This window comes from Morganella morganii (assembly GCF_019243775.1).
Taxonomy (GTDB): domain Bacteria; phylum Pseudomonadota; class Gammaproteobacteria; order Enterobacterales; family Enterobacteriaceae; genus Morganella; species Morganella morganii.
In genome coordinates, this window is the sequence record NZ_CP069157.1 from 2,730,973 (window position 1) to 2,749,227 (window position 18,255).

Here is an 18,255-nt window from a genome sequence, read left to right on the forward strand (position 1 = left end):
GGGATTTTTCATTTCAGACTGATTACTTCGCCAGCCACAACCGTGCCATCATCCCCAACTGACTGGTCCAGCCGCTGGTGTAACTGACTATCTCCCCTTTGTGATAAATCACAAAAGTCGGCGTGACATTCACACCCCAGAGCTGAGAGATACGGCCATCCGGATCATTAATCACCGGAAAATAGTAACCTTTCGCTGCCATCCCTTTCGCCAGCCGGTCATCTTCACCGGAGCGGATAGCAACCGTCACCACATTGTAGCCAGACTCAGACAGTTCGCTGACTGACGGCGAGGTCAGTTTGCAGATCCCGCACCAGGATGCCCAGAAGTAGACCAACAGCGGTTTTTCCGCACTCATCTGCGCAATGGACACCGGTGTGCCATCTGTCAGTGTCAGCGAAGGCACCGTGTTTAAATCCGGTGCCTGCGGTTTGCGCCAGTAGTCCATCGCCTGTGACGCAATAAATAAAATCACCAGCAGCAGGAGAAATTCCTTTCCCCATCTGCGCAGTAACCGCATTATTTAACCTTAGCCAGCTGTTCCTTAATGATGGCATCCAGCTGTGCTTCATCCACGGCACCCGGCAGCATCACATCACCAATCAGCGTTGCAGGGGTTCCCTGAACACCTAACTGCTCTGCCAGCATCATATTCATACGCATGGTATTCATACTGTTATCAGTGACTTTCACATCACCGGCTTTGGCGGTTTTCAGTGCGCTGTTGATGTCATCCTGAGTCAGTGCGGTTTTCTTCTGCATCAGTCGGTTATGCAGCGGTGCAAATGCTTCCGGCTTGCTTTCCCATACAGAAAGTGCGGCACGGCTGGCATTCAGGGAACTTTCCCCTTTGAACGGCAGCAGTTTGAAGACAACTGCCACGTCAGGGTATTTTTTCACCATCGCTTCCAGCTGCGGATCAAAACGTTTGCAGTACGGGCAGTTGTAATCGGTGAAAGACACGATGGTCAGTTTCGGTGATTTTGAACCGATACGCGGTGTGTACTTATCATTAAACAGCGCGTCAGCATTGGCTTTAACGGCATCTTTCATCTGTGCGGTCTGTTTTTCGGTCTGTTTCTGCTGAAGCGCCATAATCGCTTCTTCCAGAATTTCCGGGTTTTTGACCAGCGTGTCACGAACCAATTCACGCACCTGCGCTTCCTGGTCAGCGGTAAAAGCGGCCGCATGAGCTGTGGCGGTAAAGATAAGCGGAGCAATCATTAAAGCCGCGAGTGTTTTTTTCATGGTTCAATTCCTTGTGACTGATTTAACAGATGTAAGAGTGTTTCTTTATCCAGCAATGGTGACAAGATTTCACCATCAGGTAAAGCGGGGCCGTAAATCTGATTAAACGGTACTGCCAGATGCCCGCGCTTTTGTAAAAATGCATTAATATCCGGTGACGGTTTTGTCCAGTCCCCGCGCAGTGCGACAACATCCGGTTCACGGAGTGCGTCCTGAACATCATCGCGTAATAATACATTGTATTTGTTTGCTTTGCAGGTCACGCACCATTCGGCGGTCACATCCACAAAAACCCGTTTACCCTGAGAAAGCGCGGTGTTCACCGCCTCTTCCGTCAGCGGCTGCCAGTCCACCTGATCACTGACCAGGCTCTGCTGCCGGTCATCCGTCATATTGATAGCGGCCCAGATACCACCAGCCACCAGCAGTGCCACCAGTGCCGCAGATCCGCGCTTAATACCGGTACGGCGGAAAGCCAGCAGCGCAAGTACCAGCAGCACAACTGCCACCATCACCACAGCGGTTTCCGGCCCGGTGTGCGGGATCAGCAGACTGATCAGCCACAGTGCCGTAATAAACATCATGCCACCCAGTACCAGACGCAGACCGTTCATCCAGCGGCCCGGTTTCGGCAGCGCCCGGGCAATTCCCGGAAACGCGGCGATCAGCAGCCACGGCAGGCTCATCCCCAGCCCCAGCGCGGTAAAAATCATCCACAGCTGTGAATACGGAGCCACCAGCGCAAACGCAACGGCGGTACCGAGGAACGGCGCGGTACAGGGGGTCGCCAGCAGCGTGGCAAACATACCTTCCATAAAGTGGCCGCGCATCCCTTTGCCGCCCGCTGTCGCCAGTTTTGTGGTTGCATTACTGCTCAGGCGGATAGAAAAAACACCGAACAGATTGGCACTGAACAGTAAAGTTACCACCACCATAAAGCCGAGGAACCACGGGTTCTGGAACTGAATACCCCAGCCGACCGCACTTTGTGTCAGGCGTAATACCGACACCAGCGCCGCGAGGATCCAGAAGGAGACCATAATACCGGAGGAGGAGACCAGGAACTGGGTGCGGATCATCCGCCGCTCACGGTTTTCCACATACAGCACAGCGCCGAGTTTCATCGCCAGCACCGGCAGAACACACGGCATAACGTTGAGGATCAGCCCGCCCAGCAATGCAAACAGCAGCAACATAATAAAGGAGGTATCACTGCCGGATTCGGCCGCAATATCCGGTCCGCTGCCGATCACCGTGGTGAGCGCCTGCGCTGCCGGGCCGTCTGTCACAACGACCGACAGCGGTTTTCCGTTCAGATCTGACGGTATTTCCCCCCAGTCATCCGTTACTTTAACGGTGGCGGTGAGATTATCCCCGGAAATCGTAAATGACGGTGCGGCAAAAATGGTTTCTTTATCCGCATTAAAAAACAGCTGCGGATCCTGCCAGCCGCCCGGGCGGTGCAGTGCCATCGTCAGCGTCCCGCCGTTCACCCGGCTGCCGCCGGTGGTGATATCACCGCCGGTCTGCGGCACCTGCTGCATGGCCATCGCATACTGACGGTCAAAATCGTCCGGCGCGGGTTCTGAGGTATCCAGTGAGACCGGATAATCGGTCAGGATACAGACATTACTGCATGTGGATAAGGTCAGTGTCCCGCTGAGCACCGGCAGCGCCTGAGCCGCCGTGACTTCCAGCGGGAACACCACACTGCCGCCGTAGCCCTGGGTGGAGAGCCCTGCGACATCAAAACGCTGAGGTGCGGGCCAGAACCACTGTGTGTCAGCGGAGGCCTTCTGCCATGTCAGTTCAGGGGCAACGCCCCCCTCGCCCGGTGACTGCCAGTAAGTTTTCCAGCCGGGTTGTAATTCAACCGCCAGCAGCAGACGCAGTTTTCCGTCTTTCCACTGATCTGATGTGACTCTGACACGGGCGTGATCATTGTGCGGCATTTCGGTCCAGCCGGTATCAGCCGCATGCACAGTGGTCAGCGTGAACAAAAACAGCACAAACGCTGTTAATACAGAACGCATAATTTTTTTCATCTCCGAATTAAGCAAAAAACCCGACAATACACAGATTGCCGGTTGCTAATCCCTCATCACACAGAAATGGAGATGCCTGCGCAGCCGCATCGGCGGGATATGCTGACGCCACGAGCGCGAACGGTAACGGACAGGAACAATCACCGCGGTCATGACGAAGAAAAGAAGGGCAAAAAAGAGAGGTTCTGCCGGGAACTGCGGCACGGTACTCAGCGATTTGGCGCTGATATCACAGGTGCCGCCGGGATTGGCACTGCCGGTTTCCGTATCACTGAGCAGCACCGGGGTGGTGAAATCCGCAGACGGGCTCAGACTGATGCGCGGCGCACCAGACATCCGTTGTGTCAGACACAACAGGATAAAGAATAATGTGAAAAACAGCAGCAGATAACCCTGCCTGCGTTGCTTCAGCATAGCCCGCTCCCCGATAGTTACCGCCTATCTTACACAGCCTGCGATTTCAGACAACCGGATAACCATAACTTTACACATTTAACCGCAATGTGATGTTACCGCCGTACCGCAGAATTGTTACAACAGCGGATTATGACACAATAGCACTTCCCGGCCATAAAAGCACCGCACCAAGCAGTAAAAAACACCATTAAAAGGTTAATAAACACACCAAAACCAGCATATAAAACCAAACCAATTCAAAATACCATAATTTAATGTGAGTGTACGTTCTGTGTGTAACTTGCACATCTTTATCTGACAGAGTGAGAGGGATCTCCCGATTTAAAACAAATTAACTTCCATTAATTAACAATTATGTTCTATTTTTAACAATACAAACACAAGAGCAATACACGTCCTTATACCGTTTCCCGAAAAGGAGTTGTTTATGCGCAAGTTAGTTTTGTCTGTACTGGTCACCGGAGCCGCGCTTGCCAGTGCGGCGGTTTCTGCTGAAGAGCTGACCGGTACACTGAAAAAAATCAATGACAGCGGCGTGATTGTTGTCGGTCACCGCGAATCCTCTGTTCCTTTCTCTTATTATGATAACCAGCAAAAGGTGGTCGGCTATTCCCAGGATTACTCCAACCATATTGTTGATGCAGTGAAAAAGACCCTGAATAAGCCGGATTTACAGGTCAAACTAATTCCGGTGACCTCTCAGAACCGTATCCCGCTGTTACAGAACGGCACATTCGATTTTGAGTGCGGCTCCACCACCAACAACCTGGCCCGCCAGCAGCAGGCCGCCTTCTCCAATACTATTTTTGTGGTCGGTACCCGTCTGCTGACCGGTAAAGATTCCGGTATCAAAGACTTTGCCGATCTCGCCGGGAAAAACGTGGTGGTCACATCCGGTACCACATCTGAAATGCTGCTCAACAAACTCAATGATGAGAAGCAGATGAAGATGCGCATTATCAGCGCCAAAGATCACGGGGATGCCTTCCGCACCCTGGAATCCGGTCGGGCGGTCGCCTTTATGATGGATGATGCCCTGCTGGCCGGTGAGCGCGCCAAAGCGAAAAAACCGGATAACTGGGTGATTGTCGGCACGCCGCAGTCCGAAGAAGCCTACGGCTGTATGCTGCGCAAAGATGATCCGCAGTTCAAAGCCCTGATCGATAAAACCGTTTCTGATGCACAAACCTCCGGTGAGGCTGAGAAATCCTATACCCGCTGGTTCAAACAGCCGATTCCGCCTAAGAACCTCAACCTGAATTTTGAATTATCCGATGAAATGAAAGGGCTGTTCAAAGCGCCGAATGACAAGGCCTTTGAATAACCACCACGGCGGCTGACAGCCTGACCGGCTGCGCCGTCCGGACTGAGGATATAACTAAGACCGCCGCGCCCGCGTTCACAACTGACGCGGGCGCGGACGATAAACCACAGTCCGTTGCATGCAAACACACTGTCTGTCCGGTAACCACTGGTTATCCGTCTTATACAGGGAGTTCGTTCTTTTACCGGGAGCCGCGCTATGTCAGCTAACTGGGACTGGGGCATCTTTTTTCAGCCCGCCCCCTTCGGCAACACCACTTACCTCGGCTGGATCCTGTCCGGCCTGAAGGTCACTGTGCTGCTGTCAATCTGTGCCTGGATTATCGCCTTTCTGGTGGGATCCCTGTTCGGTATTCTCCGTACGGTACCGAATAAGTTTCTCTCCTCGCTCGGCACCATTTATGTGGAAATTTTCCGTAATGTGCCGCTGATCGTCCAGTTCTTCACCTGGTATCTGGTGATCCCGGAGTTCCTGCCGTCGTCCCTGCGCGACTGGTTTAAAATGGATCTCGACCCGAATATCCAGTTCTTTATTTCCTCCACCCTCTGTCTGGGGCTGTTTACCGCCGCCCGTATGACCGAACAGGTACGTGCCGCCATTCAGTCACTGCCGCGCGGCCAGAAAGCCGCAGGGCTGGCGATGGGACTGACACTGCCGCAGACTTACCGCTATGTGCTGCTGCCGAATGCCTACCGCGTGATTATTCCGCCGATGACATCGGAAATGCTCAATCTGGTGAAAAACTCCGCCATCGCCTCCACTATCGGGCTGGTCGATATGGCCGCACAGGCCGGGAAGTTACTGGATTACTCCGCCAGAGCCTATGAGTCCTTTACTGCGATCACCCTCGCCTATGTCGGCATCAACGTTATTATTATGCTGGCCATGCATTTACTGGAAAAACGGGTGCGTCTGCCCGGGACAGGAGGCCACTGATGTACGAATTTGACTGGAGTTCGGTGATGCCGGGTATGCCGTTCCTGTTACAGGGGCTGGTTATTACGGCGAAAATCACAGTTACAGCGATTGTTATCGGCATCCTGTGGGGCACGATACTGGCTATGATGCGCCTGTCATCCATAAAGATTGTAAGCTGGCTGGCTGCTCTCTATGTGAACGCCTTCCGCTCCGTTCCGCTGGTAATGGTGCTGTTATGGTTCTATCTGATTGTGCCTAACTTAGTCCAAAATGTTCTTGGCATATCACCAAAAACAGATATCCGTCTGATCTCAGCTATGGTAGCGTTTTCCCTGTTTGAAGCTGCGTATTATGCTGAAATTATCCGCGCCGGGATTCAGAGTGTGTCACGGGGACAAACATCCGCCTCACTCGCCCTCGGTATGACCAAAATGCAGACCATGCGCCTGGTGGTTCTGCCGCAGGCATTCCGCGCGATGATCCCGCTGCTGCTGACCCAGGGAATCGTCCTGTTCCAGGATACCTCGCTGGTGTATGTGCTCAGCCTGACCGATTTCTTCCGCACCGCCAGCAATATCGGCGAGCGTGACGGAACACAAATCGAAATGGTGCTGTTTGCGGGTGCGGTTTATTTTGTTATCAGCTTTGGTGCGTCAATGCTGGTTAATTATCTCAAGAGAAGGACTGTGTCATGATCTCCCTGAAAAATATCTCCAAATGGTACGGTCAGTTCCGTGTCTTAACCGACTGCTCGACCGAAGTCAAAAAAGGGGAAGTGGTTGTGGTGTGCGGCCCGTCCGGCTCCGGTAAATCCACGCTGATAAAAACCGTTAACGGCCTTGAGCCGGTGCAGCAGGGTGAAATTTTCGTCAATGATATTCAGGTGAATGACAAACGCACCAACCTGGCGAAACTGCGCTCCAAAGTCGGCATGGTATTCCAGCACTTTGAGCTGTTCCCGCACCTCTCCATTGTGGAAAACCTGACCCTGGCACAGGTAAAAGTGCTGGGACGCGATAAAGCGGCAGCAAAAGAAAAAGGACTGAAACTGCTGGAGCGCGTCGGTCTGTCTGCCCATGCGGATAAATTCCCGTCCCAGTTGTCCGGCGGGCAGCAGCAGCGTGTGGCTATCGCCCGCGCCCTGTGTATGGATCCTGTCGCCATGCTGTTTGATGAGCCGACATCCGCCCTCGACCCGGAAATGATCAACGAAGTACTGGACGTTATGGTTGAACTGGCGCACGAAGGCATGACAATGATGGTGGTCACCCACGAAATGGGCTTTGCCCGTAAAGTGGCGGACCGTGTAATTTTTATGGATGAGGGCAAAATCGTCGAGGACAGCAGAAAAGACGATTTCTTTGCCAACCCGAAATCCGAGCGTGCCAAAGATTTTCTTGCCAAGATTCTGCACTGATGTTCTGACCGGCCGGTCACAGACCGGCCTTTCTTCTTCTCTTTATCATTCCCCTGCTTTTTTCATCCCTTTACGCCCTTAACTGTTGTTCCCTCAGGGGCATATCGGCTATGCTAACGGGTCAGAAATTAACGAAACCCAATATTTTCATGCTGTCCGCCCGGTCTGGTCGTCAGTCCGTGTCCGGCAGTTCATCACCACAGGAATACCGGTGCCATGCAAGAACAATATCGTCCCGAAGACATAGAGCAACAAGTCCAGAGTCACTGGCAGGAAAAACAAACATTTAAAGTGACTGAAGATAACAGTAAAGAAAAATACTACTGCCTGTCTATGCTGCCATACCCTTCAGGACGACTACACATGGGCCACGTGCGTAACTACACCCTGGGTGATGTGATGTCACGTTACCAGCGCATGCTGGGTAAAAACGTCTTACAGCCAATCGGCTGGGATGCGTTCGGTCTGCCTGCGGAAGGTGCTGCGGTAAAAAATAACACTGCACCGGCACCGTGGACCTATGCCAATATCGAATACATGAAACAGCAGCTGAAAAAGCTGGGTTTCGCCTACGACTGGGATCGCGAAGTCACCACCTGTACGCCGGAATATTACCGCTGGGAACAGTGGTTCTTCACCAAGCTGTATGAAAAAGGTCTGGCGTATAAGAAGACTTCCGCCGTGAACTGGTGTCCGCATGACCTGACGGTGCTTGCCAACGAGCAGGTTATCGACGGCTGCTGCTGGCGTTGTGATACCCCGGTTGAGCGCAAAGAGATCCCGCAGTGGTTTATCAAAATCACCGCTTATGCCGAAGAACTCCTCAATGATCTGGATACGCTGGAAGACTGGCCGGAGCAGGTCAAAACCATGCAGCGCAACTGGATCGGCCGTTCCGAAGGTGTGGAAATCACCTTTGATGTCGCGGACAGCACCGAAAAACTGAGTGTCTACACCACCCGTCCGGATACCTTTATGGGTGTCACTTATCTGGCGGTAGCGGCGGGTCATCCGCTGGCACAGCAGGCTGCACAGAACAATCCTGAACTGAAAACCTTTATCGATGAGTGCCGTAATACCAAAGTGGCCGAAGCTGAAATGGCCACGATGGAGAAAAAAGGCATGGCAACCGGTATGTTTGCCATTCACCCGCTGACCGGTGAAAAAGTCGCGGTCTGGGTCGCCAACTTTGTCCTGATGGAATACGGTACCGGCGCCGTTATGGCCGTTCCGGCGCACGATCAGCGCGACTGGGAATTCGCCACCAAATACGGTTTACCAATCAAGCCGGTCATCTTGGGCGAAGACGGTAACGCACCGGATATCAGTGAAGCAGCAATGACCGGCAAAAACACCCTGTTCAATTCAGGTGAGTTCGATGGTCTGGATTACACCGCCGGTTTTAACGCAATTGCGGACAAACTGGTGGCACTCGGCGTCGGCGAGCGCAAAGTCAACTACCGTCTGCGTGACTGGGGGGTTTCCCGTCAGCGTTACTGGGGCGCACCAATCCCGATGGCAACCCTGGAAGATGGCACCGTGGTTCCGGTTCCTGAAGATCAGTTACCGGTTATTCTGCCGGAAGATGTGGTTATGGACGGCATCACCAGCCCGATTAAAGCCGATCCTGAGTGGGCAAAAACCACCATCAACGGTCAGCCTGCGCTGCGTGAAACCGATACCTTCGATACCTTTATGGAATCCTCCTGGTATTACGCCCGTTACTGCTGCCCGGACTATGACAAAGGCATGCTGGATCCGGCTGCGGCCAACTACTGGCTGCCGGTCGATCAGTATATCGGCGGTATCGAACACGCGATTATGCACCTGATGTATTTCCGCTTCTTCCACAAACTGATGCGCGATGCCGGTCTGGTTAACTCAAATGAGCCGGCGAAAAACCTGCTGTGTCAGGGCATGGTACTGGCTGATTCCTTCTATTACACCGACACTGACGGCCACCGCGTATGGGTGTCTCCGGAAGATGCCATTCTTGAGCGTGATGATAAAAACCGTATCATCAAGGCAACAGATAAAGAAGGCCGCGAGCTGGTTCACACCGGCATGAGCAAAATGTCAAAATCGAAGAACAACGGCGTTGATCCGCAGATTATGGTGGAAAAATACGGCGCGGATACCGTTCGTCTGTTTATGATGTTTGCGGCACCACCGGAACTGACCCTGGAGTGGCAGGAATCCGGCGTGGAAGGCGCGAACCGCTTTATCCGCCGTGTATGGCGTCTGGTGTATGAGCATGTTCAGAAAGGCAAAACCGCGCCGCTGGATATCAGCAGCCTGACACCGGAACAGAAAGATCTGCGCCGCTCACTGCACAAAACCATTGCCAAAGTCAGCGATGACGCCGGCCGCCGTAAGCAGTTCAACACCGCCATCGCGGCGATTATGGAACTGCTCAATGAACTGCAGCGCGCACCTCAGGAAACAGAGCAGGATCGCGCACTGATGCAGGAAGCGCTGGATGCGGTTATCCGTATGCTGTCGCCGATTATCCCGCACGCCGGTTTTACCCTGTGGAAAGCACTGGGTCACGAAACGGATGTGGATGATGCACAGTGGCCGGTCGCCAGCGAAGAAGCGATGATTGACGATACCAAACTGATTGTTATCCAGATCAACGGTAAAGTCCGCGGCCGTATCACCGTTGCCGCCGATGCGGAGCAGGATGCGGTCATGGCGCTGGCCTCGCAGGAAGCTAATGTGGCGAAATACCTCGAAGGTGTGAGTGTTCGCAAAGTCATTTATGTGCCGGGTAAATTACTGAACCTGGTCGTGGGTTAATTTAAGGAGATATCGTGCGACATCGCATTATCACGCTGTTGCTCGGGCTTGCGGTGCTGGTCACCGCAGGCTGCGGCTTCCATCTGCGCGGCACCACGCAAATCCCGCCTGAACTGCAGAAACTGCAAATCAGCACCGGTGATCCGTATGGCGAACAAACCCGTGCTATCCGCCAGCAACTGCTGCTGAATAACGTTCAGATTATTGAAGGTGGTGATGCCACCATCCCGGTTCTGAAGATCACCAGTTCTTCCGAAGGTTCGGAAGAGACAGTATCGATTTTCCAGGACGGTAAAGCCGCTGAGAAAGAGCTGGTTTATTACCTGAATGCCCAGGTCATTATGCCGAACGGGTCGGTTTATCCGATCAATGTCCGCGTTGACCGTTCATTCTTCGATAACCCGCTGGAAGCACTCGCAAAAGATGCGGAAAAAGATATGATCCGCCAGGAAATGCGTGAGCAGGCAGCCGCCCGTCTGGTTCGTAAACTGCTGATTATCCAGCCGTCCGAACAACAGAAACAGGCTGAAAATGCTGAAGCGGCTGAGATTGTCGCACCGAAGGCATGATAAAAGTTTCACCTGAGCAACTCATCACGCAGCTCCGTTCGGGGCTGCGTGAACGTTACCTCCTCTGGGGGAACGAACCGTTACTGCTCCAGGAATCCCGGGATGCTATCCGCCATGCGGCGCAGGAACAGGGATTTGACGAGCACTTCACCTTTTCTCTTGAACAACATACTGACTGGGATGCGATTTTTTCTGTCTGCCGGTCACTCAGTCTGTTTGCCGGACGGCAGACACTCACCCTGTATCTGCCGGAAAACGGCCCCAATGCCGCAATGGGCGAACAGCTTCTCCGGCTGGCCGGGCAGTTACATCCGGATCTGCTGCTGATACTGCGCGGCCATAAACTGACCAAAGCCCAGGAAAACAGCGCCTGGTTTAAAGCGCTGGCACAGGATGGCGTCTATATCGCCTGCATGACCCCGGAACTGAACCGGCTGCCGCAGTGGGTCACCGCGCGGGCAGCTCTGTTACAACTGCAACCGGATGAACAGGCTGTCCGCCTGCTCTGCTATTGCTACGAAGGCAATCTGCTGGCGCTGTCACAGGCTCTCTCCCGGCTGGCGCTGATCTATCCCGACGGCAAACTCACACTGCCCCGTGTGGAAGCAGCAGTGAATGATGCGGCACACTTTACCCCGTATCACTGGGTGGATGCCCTGCTGGCCGGAAAAAGCAAACGTGCCTGTCATATCCTGACTCAGCTGCTGGCGGAAGATAACGAGCCGGTGATACTGCTGCGCACCGTCCAGCGGGAAGTGATGCAGTTACTGACATTACAGCGCGAAAGCCGAAACCAGCCGCTGCGCACACTGTTTGACAAGCACCGTATCTGGCAGAACCGCCGCGGTATGATAACCGAAGCCCTGGATCGCCTTGATGCGCATACCCTGCAGGTGGCGATATCCCTGATCACCCGTATTGAAATCCGCCTCAAGCAGGATTACGGACAATCCGTAAGTGATGACTTACTGACACTGACACTGCTCCTGAGCGGTAAAGCACAGACAGGACAGATCCTCTATGACGAACAACGCGGATAACCGGATTCTGGCGCTGTACGGCGGCACATTTGACCCGATCCACCAGGCACACATTAATACCGTGAAAGCCATGGCATCGGAAGCCGGTCTGGAACAGGTGATTTTACTGCCGAACAATGTCCCGCCGCACCGTCCGCAGCCGAAAGCGGATGCAAAACAGCGGCTGATGATGGCACAACTGGCCGTCAGCGGAGACCCGCTGTTTCTGGTGGACGACCGCGAACTGCGCCGCGATGCCCTCTCCTATACGGTGGAAACACTGCGTCAGTACCGGGCTGAGATTGGTTCACGGCGGCCGCTGGCTTTTATCATTGGTCAGGATTCCCTGCTCACGATTGATACCTGGCATGAATGGGACAAGATTCTGACCCTGTGCCATATTCTGGTCTGCAAACGGCCGGGATATTCACTCGATTTTCCGTCCGAACGGCTGGCTGACTGGTTTGTGCAGCATCTGGTCACTACGCCGGAAAGCCTGCACAAACGACCGTGCGGTTATATTTTCCTGGCTGATACCCCTCTGTTTCCGATTTCCGCCACCAATATCCGCGAACGGCTGAAAAACGGCGAGGACTGCAGCGATCAGCTGGCCCCCGCCGTTCAGGACTACATTCTGGCACAGGGACTGTACCGCTGACTCACCCGGCCTGCCGGGTTTTGGCAATTACAATCTCACGGATGCACACATCCTGCGGTTGCTGATAAGCAAACTGAATACAATCCGCGATTTTTTCCGGATCCAGACCTGACTGAATCTCTTTTTTCCAGGTCTGGTAATTCTGCTTAATTTCCTCATTGGTGGTATGACTTAATAACGGCGTTTCCACCACACCTGGCGCAATGGTAATTAAACGGACATTTGACGGTGCCACTTCTTCACGGATATTTTCCGTTATCGCATGAACGGCAAATTTGGTTCCGCAATAGACGGAATGGCTCGGGAATGTTTTTCGTCCGGCAATTGAACTGATATTAATAATGGTTCCTTCCTGACGCGCAACCATATCGTGCAATACAATATTAATCCCGGTCAGAACACCGTTAATATTCACATCCACCATTTGCTGCCATTCTGCATAATCCTGATCATACGGATTATCCAGCAGCATAACGCCCGCACAGTTAATTAATAAATCTGTTTTACCGTACAGGCTTTCTGCTTCTGCGATGGCAGCTTTCATTGCCGCAAGATCCGTCACATCCACGCTGCGGCACAGGCTGTCCGGCAGATGAAACCCTTCGGTAATCTGACTGCGGCGGGCCAGTAATAAGACCGGATGTCCGGCCTGACTCATCCGTTTTGCCACAGATTCACCGATACCGGAACTGGCGCCGGTAATAACCACTAATTTTTTCATTGCATTTACCTTGAGAATATAAATAAAGTTGCATGATTTTATGCCTTGCTTTACATATATCAAGAAGGCAGATTTATTTCACAAAGTAACCTGAAGGTAACTAATGGACGATAAAATAAAGAAAATTGTAGTGGTCAGTGAAATAGAAGTTACGCTGTCAGTTATCGGCGGAAAATATAAACCGTTAATATTAAATTTATTATCTGAAAAAACCGTTCAGCGTTTCGGGGAAATACGGGCTTATATTGTCAATATTTCACAAAAAACATTAACCAATCAATTACGCGAGATGGAAGCGGACGTCCTGCTGACCCGGACGGTCTTTGCCGAAGTGCCGCCCCGCGTGGAATATACTATTACAGACAAAGGCCGTTCCCTGATCCCGATTCTGCTGCTGATGTGTGACTGGGGTTATGAGAATATGGGCGACCGCTACACACTGCTGCGCCCGGAGTGTGACTGAGCCGCTGTTACCGGCTGCAGGATTGCCTGATCACACAGATAATCTGTCTGATAGTGGCGGGCAGTGGTGAGTAACAGATGTTTCACCGCTTCCGCAGAGCCGGTCCCGGTACGATATTCCTCAATCGCCGCACTCATCTGCTGCTTTTCTGCCGGGCTCAGTAAACGTTTGAAATAGCCCTGCATATGCATCAGTGCATTGGTCATATTGGCGCGGGTCGCAGGCTGTGAAAATGCGGTAAGCAGCGCCTGCTGCCAGACCGCCGCCGTTTCCGCCAGTTCCGCCGGGGAAAGTTTTCCTGCCTGTGACAACAGCCGTCCGCTGCTTTTATATAACTGTGGTGAATATGCCATCAGCGCATATTTGTAACGACTGTGCAGACGGATCAGCCCGCCCGCACTGAGCGGCGGATTCAGTGCCTGAATCAGTTCCTGCCGCGCCCTCTGCCGCCACAGTGCATCCTCATCGCTACTTTCCGGTTGTCGCTGATATGTCATATTTTCCGCCTTTTTATCTGTTACGGAGTGACTATAGTACAAATCGCACTGTTTCTGTTTTCCCTGTCCGCACATTTCCTGATATTTCTTTAATCTTTACTGCTTTGTATTCCCCCTGTTCGCTGTTATTCTTGCGGTGCCGGCGGCAACGCAGGGTGAGCCTCGCAAAATTGCCCTCTGTAACGTAAAATAGCGATTATCCCCCGGCACACAGCAACCCCGCGCCGGAACTGCCACGGCGGTACGACTGACGGGGATGTGTTCTGTTATCTATTTATCCGGAATATAAGGTGAACCTTTTGCAAGGCACAGAATTACTTGAGTTTATTATTGATAAACTCGAAGACTCCAAAGCACAGGACATTATTACTATTGATGTACGCGGTAAATCCAGCATTACCGACCACATGATTATCTGTACCGGCACATCCAGCCGCCATCTGGCGTCTGTGGCCGATAACCTTGTCACTGACTGCCGTCAGGCCGGTATGATGCCGCTCGGCGTGGAAGGTCAGGGCATTTCCGACTGGATTGTTGTCGATCTCGGTGAAGCTATCGTGCATGTGATGCAGGATGAAAGCCGCCGTATGTATGAATTAGAGAAACTCTGGAGCTGAGTGTTGAAGTTACAGCTCATTGCCGTCGGCACCAAAATGCCTGACTGGGTCGAAACCGGATTTCAGGATTATCTCCATCGTTTTCCGAAAGATATGCCGTTTGAACTGACCGAAATCCCGGCCGGAAAGCGGGGAAAAAACGCGGACATCAAACGGATCCTGGAAAAAGAAGGTGAGTTAATGCTGGCGGCGGCGGGCAAAGGCAACCGGATTGTCACACTGGATATTCCCGGCGCACGCTGGGATACCCCGCAGCTGGCCGGGCAACTGGAACGCTGGAAGCAGGACGGACGCAACATCAGCCTGCTTATCGGCGGCCCGGAAGGTCTTTCGCCTGCCTGTAAATCAGCCGCAGAACAGAGCTGGTCTCTCTCCCCGCTGACCCTGCCGCACCCGCTGGTGCGTGTGCTGGTCGCGGAGAGTCTGTACCGTGCCTGGAGTATTACTGCCAATCATCCGTATCACAGGGAATAACCGCAGTGCCCGGTCTGAACGCGCCTGACGGCGATAAGAAAAAACACAAGCAACGGATGGACTTCCGCGATTACAGCGCGGAATCCGCCCTGTTTATCCGCCGTGCGGTGGTTGCATTTATCGGTATTGTTATTTTATCTGCCGTACTGGTGGTGAATCTCTATCATCTCCAGATTAACCGCCATGAAGATTATCAGACCCGTTCCAATGATAACCGGATCAAACTGGTTCCTATTCCGCCGAGCCGTGGTCTGATTTATGACCGCAAAGGTACCCTGCTGGCGGAAAACAGAACCATTTATCAGCTCGAAATCGTGCCGGAAAAGGTCACTGACCTGCCGGACGTACTGAATGAGCTGCGCGAGATTGTCGATCTGACCGATGAAGACATCGCGAATTATGAAAAAGAACGCCGCCGTTCGCGCCGCTTTACCTCAATTCCGCTGAAAACTCCGCTCAACCAGATACAGGTGGCGCGGTTTTCGGTAAATCAGTACCGCTTCCCGGGACTGGAAATCAAAGGCTATCAGCGCCGTTTCTACCCTTACGGCTCCGCCCTGACCCATGTTATTGGTTATGTGGCGAAAATTAACGACAAAGATGTCGAGCGCCTGGATAAAGACGGTCTGTTGCCGAACTACGCCGCCACTCATGACATCGGAAAGCTGGGTATTGAGCGCTATTATGAATCCGTTCTGCACGGCAAAACCGGCTATGAGGAAGTGGAAGTCAACAGCCGCGGCCGCGTGATCCGCCAGTTACACGAGCAGGCACCGCAGGCCGGGAAAGATATCTATCTGACGATTGATCTTGAATTGCAGATGTATATCGAAAAACTGCTGACCACCAGCCGTGCGGCTGTCGTGGTCAGTGATCCGCGCAACGGCGAAATTCTGGCACTGGTGTCCAACCCGAGTTATGACCCGAACCTGTTTGTGAACGGCATTTCCGGCCCGGATTACCGGGGCCTGCTCAATAACCCGGATCGGCCGCTGATCAACCGCACCACCCAAGGGCTCTATCCGCCGGCATCCACTGTGAAACCGTTTATTTCAGTGGCGGCACTCAGCGAAAAAGTGATCACCCGTAACACCACGATTTTTGATCCCGGCTGGTGGCAGTTGCCCGGCTCAGAAAAACGTTACCGCGACTGGAAACGCTATGGTCACGGCAACCTGAACGTAGTGAAATCGATTATTGAATCAGCGGATACCTTCTTCTATCAGGTGGCGTATGACATGGGGATCGACCGTCTGTCCGCCTGGATGACCCGCTTCGGTTACGGCGAATATTCCGGTATCGATCTGATGGAAGAGTACAACGGTGTGATGCCGACCCGTGAATGGAAACAGCGGCGCTATAAGAAACAGTGGTATCAGGGCGATACCATCCCGGTCGGGATCGGCCAGGGATACTGGACATCAACACCGATCCAGATGTCAAAAGCCCTTAATACCCTGATAAATGATGGTGTGGTGAAAACACCGCACCTGCTGCTCGGCACCAAAGAAGGTAGCGGTATGCTGCCGTATGAGCAGAAAGAATATATTGCTATCGGTGATATTCATTCCGGATACTGGGAGCTGGCCAAATCCGGGATGTTCGGCGTGGCCAACGCACCGAACGGTACCGGCCGCAAATTCTTTGCCGGTACGCCGTACAAAGCGGCCGCTAAATCCGGTACAGCACAGGTGTTCAGCTACGAAACCTATAACGCCAGCAAACTGGCGGAACGCCTGCGCGACCATAAATTAATGATTGCTTACGCACCGTACGATAACCCGAAAGTGGCGGTGACCATTATTCTGGAAAACGGCGGTGCAGGCCCGGCAGTCGGTACTCTGGTCCGCCAGATCCTTGACCACGTCCTGCTGGGTGATAACAACACGGTACTGCCGGATGCTCCGCCATCACCGCCCGGCAGTGAAACAGAGTGATGCCCATGACTGATAATCCGCGCAAAGTATCCCTGATGACCCGCATGCACATCGACTTCCCGTTGCTGGTGCTGCTGCTGATCCTGCTGGTTTACAGTGCATTTGTGCTGTGGAGTGCCAGCGGGCTGGATCCGGAAATGATGGAGCGCCGCCTCGGGCAGATTTTCTCCGGTATCATCATTATGCTGGTTCTGGCGCAGATCCCGCCCCGCGTGTATGAGACCTGGGCACCGCACCTCTATATTGTCTGTGTCATCCTGCTGGTCTTTGTGGATGTCTTCGGGCAGATCAGTAAAGGCGCGCAGCGCTGGCTGGATCTGGGGATTGTCCGTTTCCAGCCGTCCGAGATTGCCAAAATTGCCGTTCCGCTGATGGTGGCGCGGTTTATGAACCGCGACCAGTGTCCGCCGACCCTGAAAAATACCGCCATCGCCCTGCTGCTGGTGGTGGTGCCGACCCTGCTGGTCGCCGCACAGCCTGACCTCGGGACATCCATTCTGGTTGCCGCCTCCGGTATTTTTGTACTGTTCCTGGCCGGAATGAGCTGGCGCCTTATCGGGATAGCCCTGCTGCTGCTCGCCGCCTTTATTCCGCTGCTCTGGTTTTTCCTGATGCACGATTACCAGCGCGGCCGCGTGATGATGCTGCTCGATCCGGAAACCGACCCGCTCGGTGCCGGTTATCATATTATTCAGTCAAAAATTGCCATCGGCTCCGGCGGACTGGCCGGAAAAGGCTGGATGCTGGGCACACAATCCCAGCTGGAATTCCTGCCGGAACGTCATACTGACTTTATCTTTGCCGTCCTCGCGGAAGAGCTGGGGCTGGTCGGGGTGATCTTCCTGCTGGTACTCTATCTGCTGATCATTATGCGCGGGCTGATGATTGCCGCCCAAGCCCAAAATACCTTCGGACGGGTGATGGTGGGCGGTCTGATGCTCATCTTCTTTGTCTATGTGTTTGTGAATATCGGCATGGTCAGCGGGATCCTGCCGGTGGTCGGTGTGCCGCTGCCGATGATGAGTTACGGCGGCTCCGCCCTGATTGTATTAATGGCAGGGTTTGGTATTGTCATGTCAATTCATACACACCGTAAGATGCTGTCAAAAAGCTTATAATACATTACGAGGTT

The 18,255-nt window shown here is 53.2% G+C and carries 19 protein-coding genes; 13 read left to right on the forward strand and 6 right to left on the reverse strand.

The window, feature by feature from the left end:
* Positions 1-22: 22 nt before the first annotated feature.
* Genes JL661_RS13205 through JL661_RS13220 form a run of 4 tightly spaced genes read right to left on the reverse strand, consistent with a single transcriptional unit; the run spans position 23 to position 3,707 of the window.
* On the reverse strand, positions 23-520 hold the full coding sequence (locus JL661_RS13205) for a protein disulfide oxidoreductase (RefSeq protein ID WP_004235610.1): 498 nt from the start codon (positions 518-520) through the stop codon (positions 23-25).
* Positions 520-1,248, reverse strand: coding sequence for a DsbA family protein (locus JL661_RS13210; protein ID WP_004235609.1), 729 nt, complete (start codon positions 1,246-1,248; stop codon positions 520-522). The genes JL661_RS13205 and JL661_RS13210 overlap by 1 nt, the downstream gene beginning before the upstream one ends.
* Positions 1,245-3,281: a protein-disulfide reductase DsbD family protein gene (locus JL661_RS13215; protein ID WP_062772613.1), complete on the reverse strand. Its 2,037-nt coding sequence runs from the start codon at positions 3,279-3,281 to the stop codon at positions 1,245-1,247. Before JL661_RS13215 ends, JL661_RS13210 begins: the two co-directional genes overlap by 4 nt.
* A 57-nt stretch (positions 3,282-3,338) precedes the next feature.
* Positions 3,339-3,707, reverse strand: coding sequence for a hypothetical protein (locus tag JL661_RS13220; protein WP_062772236.1), 369 nt, complete (start codon positions 3,705-3,707; stop codon positions 3,339-3,341).
* A gap of 424 nt (positions 3,708-4,131) precedes the next feature.
* On the opposite strand from JL661_RS13220, the gene JL661_RS13225 reads away from it, so the two are divergent.
* The 8 genes from JL661_RS13225 (at position 4,132) to nadD (ending at position 12,414) form a co-directional block, all read left to right on the forward strand.
* Positions 4,132-5,034 (forward strand): glutamate/aspartate ABC transporter substrate-binding protein, encoded by a 903-nt coding sequence (locus JL661_RS13225; protein WP_032099113.1) that lies wholly within the window; start codon positions 4,132-4,134, stop codon positions 5,032-5,034.
* Between the two features lie 198 nt (positions 5,035-5,232).
* Positions 5,233-5,970 (forward strand): amino acid ABC transporter permease, encoded by a 738-nt coding sequence (locus JL661_RS13230; RefSeq protein ID WP_004235603.1) that lies wholly within the window; start codon positions 5,233-5,235, stop codon positions 5,968-5,970.
* Entirely contained in the window at positions 5,970-6,647 is a 678-nt protein-coding gene (gltK, locus tag JL661_RS13235; RefSeq protein ID WP_004235602.1) for a glutamate/aspartate ABC transporter permease GltK, read from the forward strand. The genes JL661_RS13230 and gltK overlap by 1 nt, the downstream gene beginning before the upstream one ends.
* Positions 6,644-7,369, forward strand: coding sequence for an amino acid ABC transporter ATP-binding protein (locus JL661_RS13240; RefSeq protein ID WP_004240836.1), 726 nt, complete (start codon positions 6,644-6,646; stop codon positions 7,367-7,369). The genes gltK and JL661_RS13240 overlap by 4 nt, the downstream gene beginning before the upstream one ends.
* Positions 7,370-7,585: 216 nt before the next feature.
* Positions 7,586-10,168, forward strand: coding sequence for a leucine--tRNA ligase (gene leuS / locus JL661_RS13245; protein WP_032099112.1), 2,583 nt, complete (start codon positions 7,586-7,588; stop codon positions 10,166-10,168).
* Positions 10,169-10,182: 14 nt separating this feature from the next.
* Positions 10,183-10,737: an LPS assembly lipoprotein LptE gene (gene lptE, locus JL661_RS13250; protein WP_015422538.1), complete on the forward strand. Its 555-nt coding sequence runs from the start codon at positions 10,183-10,185 to the stop codon at positions 10,735-10,737.
* A complete protein-coding gene (gene holA, locus JL661_RS13255) occupies positions 10,734-11,777 on the forward strand; it encodes a DNA polymerase III subunit delta (RefSeq protein WP_004235598.1) in 1,044 nt (347 codons plus the stop codon). Before lptE ends, holA begins: the two co-directional genes overlap by 4 nt.
* A complete protein-coding gene (gene nadD, locus JL661_RS13260; RefSeq protein ID WP_032099110.1) occupies positions 11,758-12,414 on the forward strand; it encodes a nicotinate-nucleotide adenylyltransferase in 657 nt (218 codons plus the stop codon). The genes holA and nadD overlap by 20 nt, the downstream gene beginning before the upstream one ends.
* Position 12,415: 1 nt before the next feature.
* Here nadD and JL661_RS13265 read toward each other — a convergent pair whose 3' ends face one another.
* Entirely contained in the window at positions 12,416-13,135 is a 720-nt protein-coding gene (locus JL661_RS13265; protein ID WP_062772233.1) for an SDR family oxidoreductase, read from the reverse strand.
* Positions 13,136-13,238: 103 nt separating this feature from the next.
* On the opposite strand from JL661_RS13265, the gene JL661_RS13270 reads away from it, so the two are divergent.
* The gene (locus JL661_RS13270; RefSeq protein ID WP_062772230.1) at positions 13,239-13,598 is read left to right on the forward strand and encodes a winged helix-turn-helix transcriptional regulator; all 360 of its coding nucleotides are present in this window, start codon (positions 13,239-13,241) and stop codon (positions 13,596-13,598) included.
* Here JL661_RS13270 and JL661_RS13275 read toward each other — a convergent pair.
* Positions 13,568-14,095 carry a DUF1722 domain-containing protein gene (locus JL661_RS13275; RefSeq protein ID WP_062772611.1) on the reverse strand — a complete coding sequence of 176 codons (528 nt, stop codon included), beginning with the start codon at positions 14,093-14,095 and terminating at the stop codon, positions 13,568-13,570. The genes JL661_RS13270 and JL661_RS13275 overlap by 31 nt on opposite strands.
* Before the next feature lie 290 nt (positions 14,096-14,385).
* Here JL661_RS13275 and rsfS point away from each other — a divergent pair, with 290 nt between their 5' ends.
* From rsfS to mrdB, 4 genes are read left to right on the forward strand one after another with little or no spacing between them, the layout of a single operon-like run.
* Complete coding sequence (rsfS, locus tag JL661_RS13280; protein ID WP_004240847.1) at positions 14,386-14,712, forward strand: ribosome silencing factor; 327 nt, start codon at positions 14,386-14,388, stop codon at positions 14,710-14,712.
* 3 nt (positions 14,713-14,715) lie between these two features.
* Positions 14,716-15,186 (forward strand): 23S rRNA (pseudouridine(1915)-N(3))-methyltransferase RlmH, encoded by a 471-nt coding sequence (gene rlmH / locus JL661_RS13285; protein WP_062772608.1) that lies wholly within the window; start codon positions 14,716-14,718, stop codon positions 15,184-15,186.
* Between the two features lie 56 nt (positions 15,187-15,242).
* A complete protein-coding gene (gene mrdA / locus JL661_RS13290) occupies positions 15,243-17,123 on the forward strand; it encodes a peptidoglycan DD-transpeptidase MrdA (RefSeq protein WP_032099116.1) in 1,881 nt (626 codons plus the stop codon).
* Between the two features lie 5 nt (positions 17,124-17,128).
* Positions 17,129-18,241 carry a peptidoglycan glycosyltransferase MrdB gene (gene mrdB, locus JL661_RS13295; protein ID WP_032099107.1) on the forward strand — a complete coding sequence of 371 codons (1,113 nt, stop codon included), beginning with the start codon at positions 17,129-17,131 and terminating at the stop codon, positions 18,239-18,241.
* The last annotated feature ends 14 nt before the right edge of the window (positions 18,242-18,255 follow it).

Coding starts and splice junctions, on each gene's coding strand:
- mrdA (WP_032099116.1), top strand. CDS start 15,243: ATGGACTTCCGCGATTACAGCGCGGAATCCGCCCTGTTTATCCGCCGT.
- JL661_RS13240 (WP_004240836.1), top strand. CDS start 6,644: ATGATCTCCCTGAAAAATATCTCCAAATGGTACGGTCAGTTCCGTGTC.
- leuS (WP_032099112.1), top strand. CDS start 7,586: ATGCAAGAACAATATCGTCCCGAAGACATAGAGCAACAAGTCCAGAGT.
- JL661_RS13205 (WP_004235610.1), bottom strand. CDS start 520: ATGCGGTTACTGCGCAGATGGGGAAAGGAATTTCTCCTGCTGCTGGTG.
- mrdB (WP_032099107.1), top strand. CDS start 17,129: ATGACTGATAATCCGCGCAAAGTATCCCTGATGACCCGCATGCACATC.
- JL661_RS13215 (WP_062772613.1), bottom strand. CDS start 3,281: ATGCGTTCTGTATTAACAGCGTTTGTGCTGTTTTTGTTCACGCTGACC.
- JL661_RS13210 (WP_004235609.1), bottom strand. CDS start 1,248: ATGAAAAAAACACTCGCGGCTTTAATGATTGCTCCGCTTATCTTTACC.
- holA (WP_004235598.1), top strand. CDS start 10,734: ATGATAAAAGTTTCACCTGAGCAACTCATCACGCAGCTCCGTTCGGGG.
- nadD (WP_032099110.1), top strand. CDS start 11,758: ATGACGAACAACGCGGATAACCGGATTCTGGCGCTGTACGGCGGCACA.
- gltK (WP_004235602.1), top strand. CDS start 5,970: ATGTACGAATTTGACTGGAGTTCGGTGATGCCGGGTATGCCGTTCCTG.
- JL661_RS13265 (WP_062772233.1), bottom strand. CDS start 13,135: ATGAAAAAATTAGTGGTTATTACCGGCGCCAGTTCCGGTATCGGTGAA.
- JL661_RS13270 (WP_062772230.1), top strand. CDS start 13,239: ATGGACGATAAAATAAAGAAAATTGTAGTGGTCAGTGAAATAGAAGTT.
- JL661_RS13220 (WP_062772236.1), bottom strand. CDS start 3,707: ATGCTGAAGCAACGCAGGCAGGGTTATCTGCTGCTGTTTTTCACATTA.
- JL661_RS13230 (WP_004235603.1), top strand. CDS start 5,233: ATGTCAGCTAACTGGGACTGGGGCATCTTTTTTCAGCCCGCCCCCTTC.
- JL661_RS13275 (WP_062772611.1), bottom strand. CDS start 14,095: ATGACATATCAGCGACAACCGGAAAGTAGCGATGAGGATGCACTGTGG.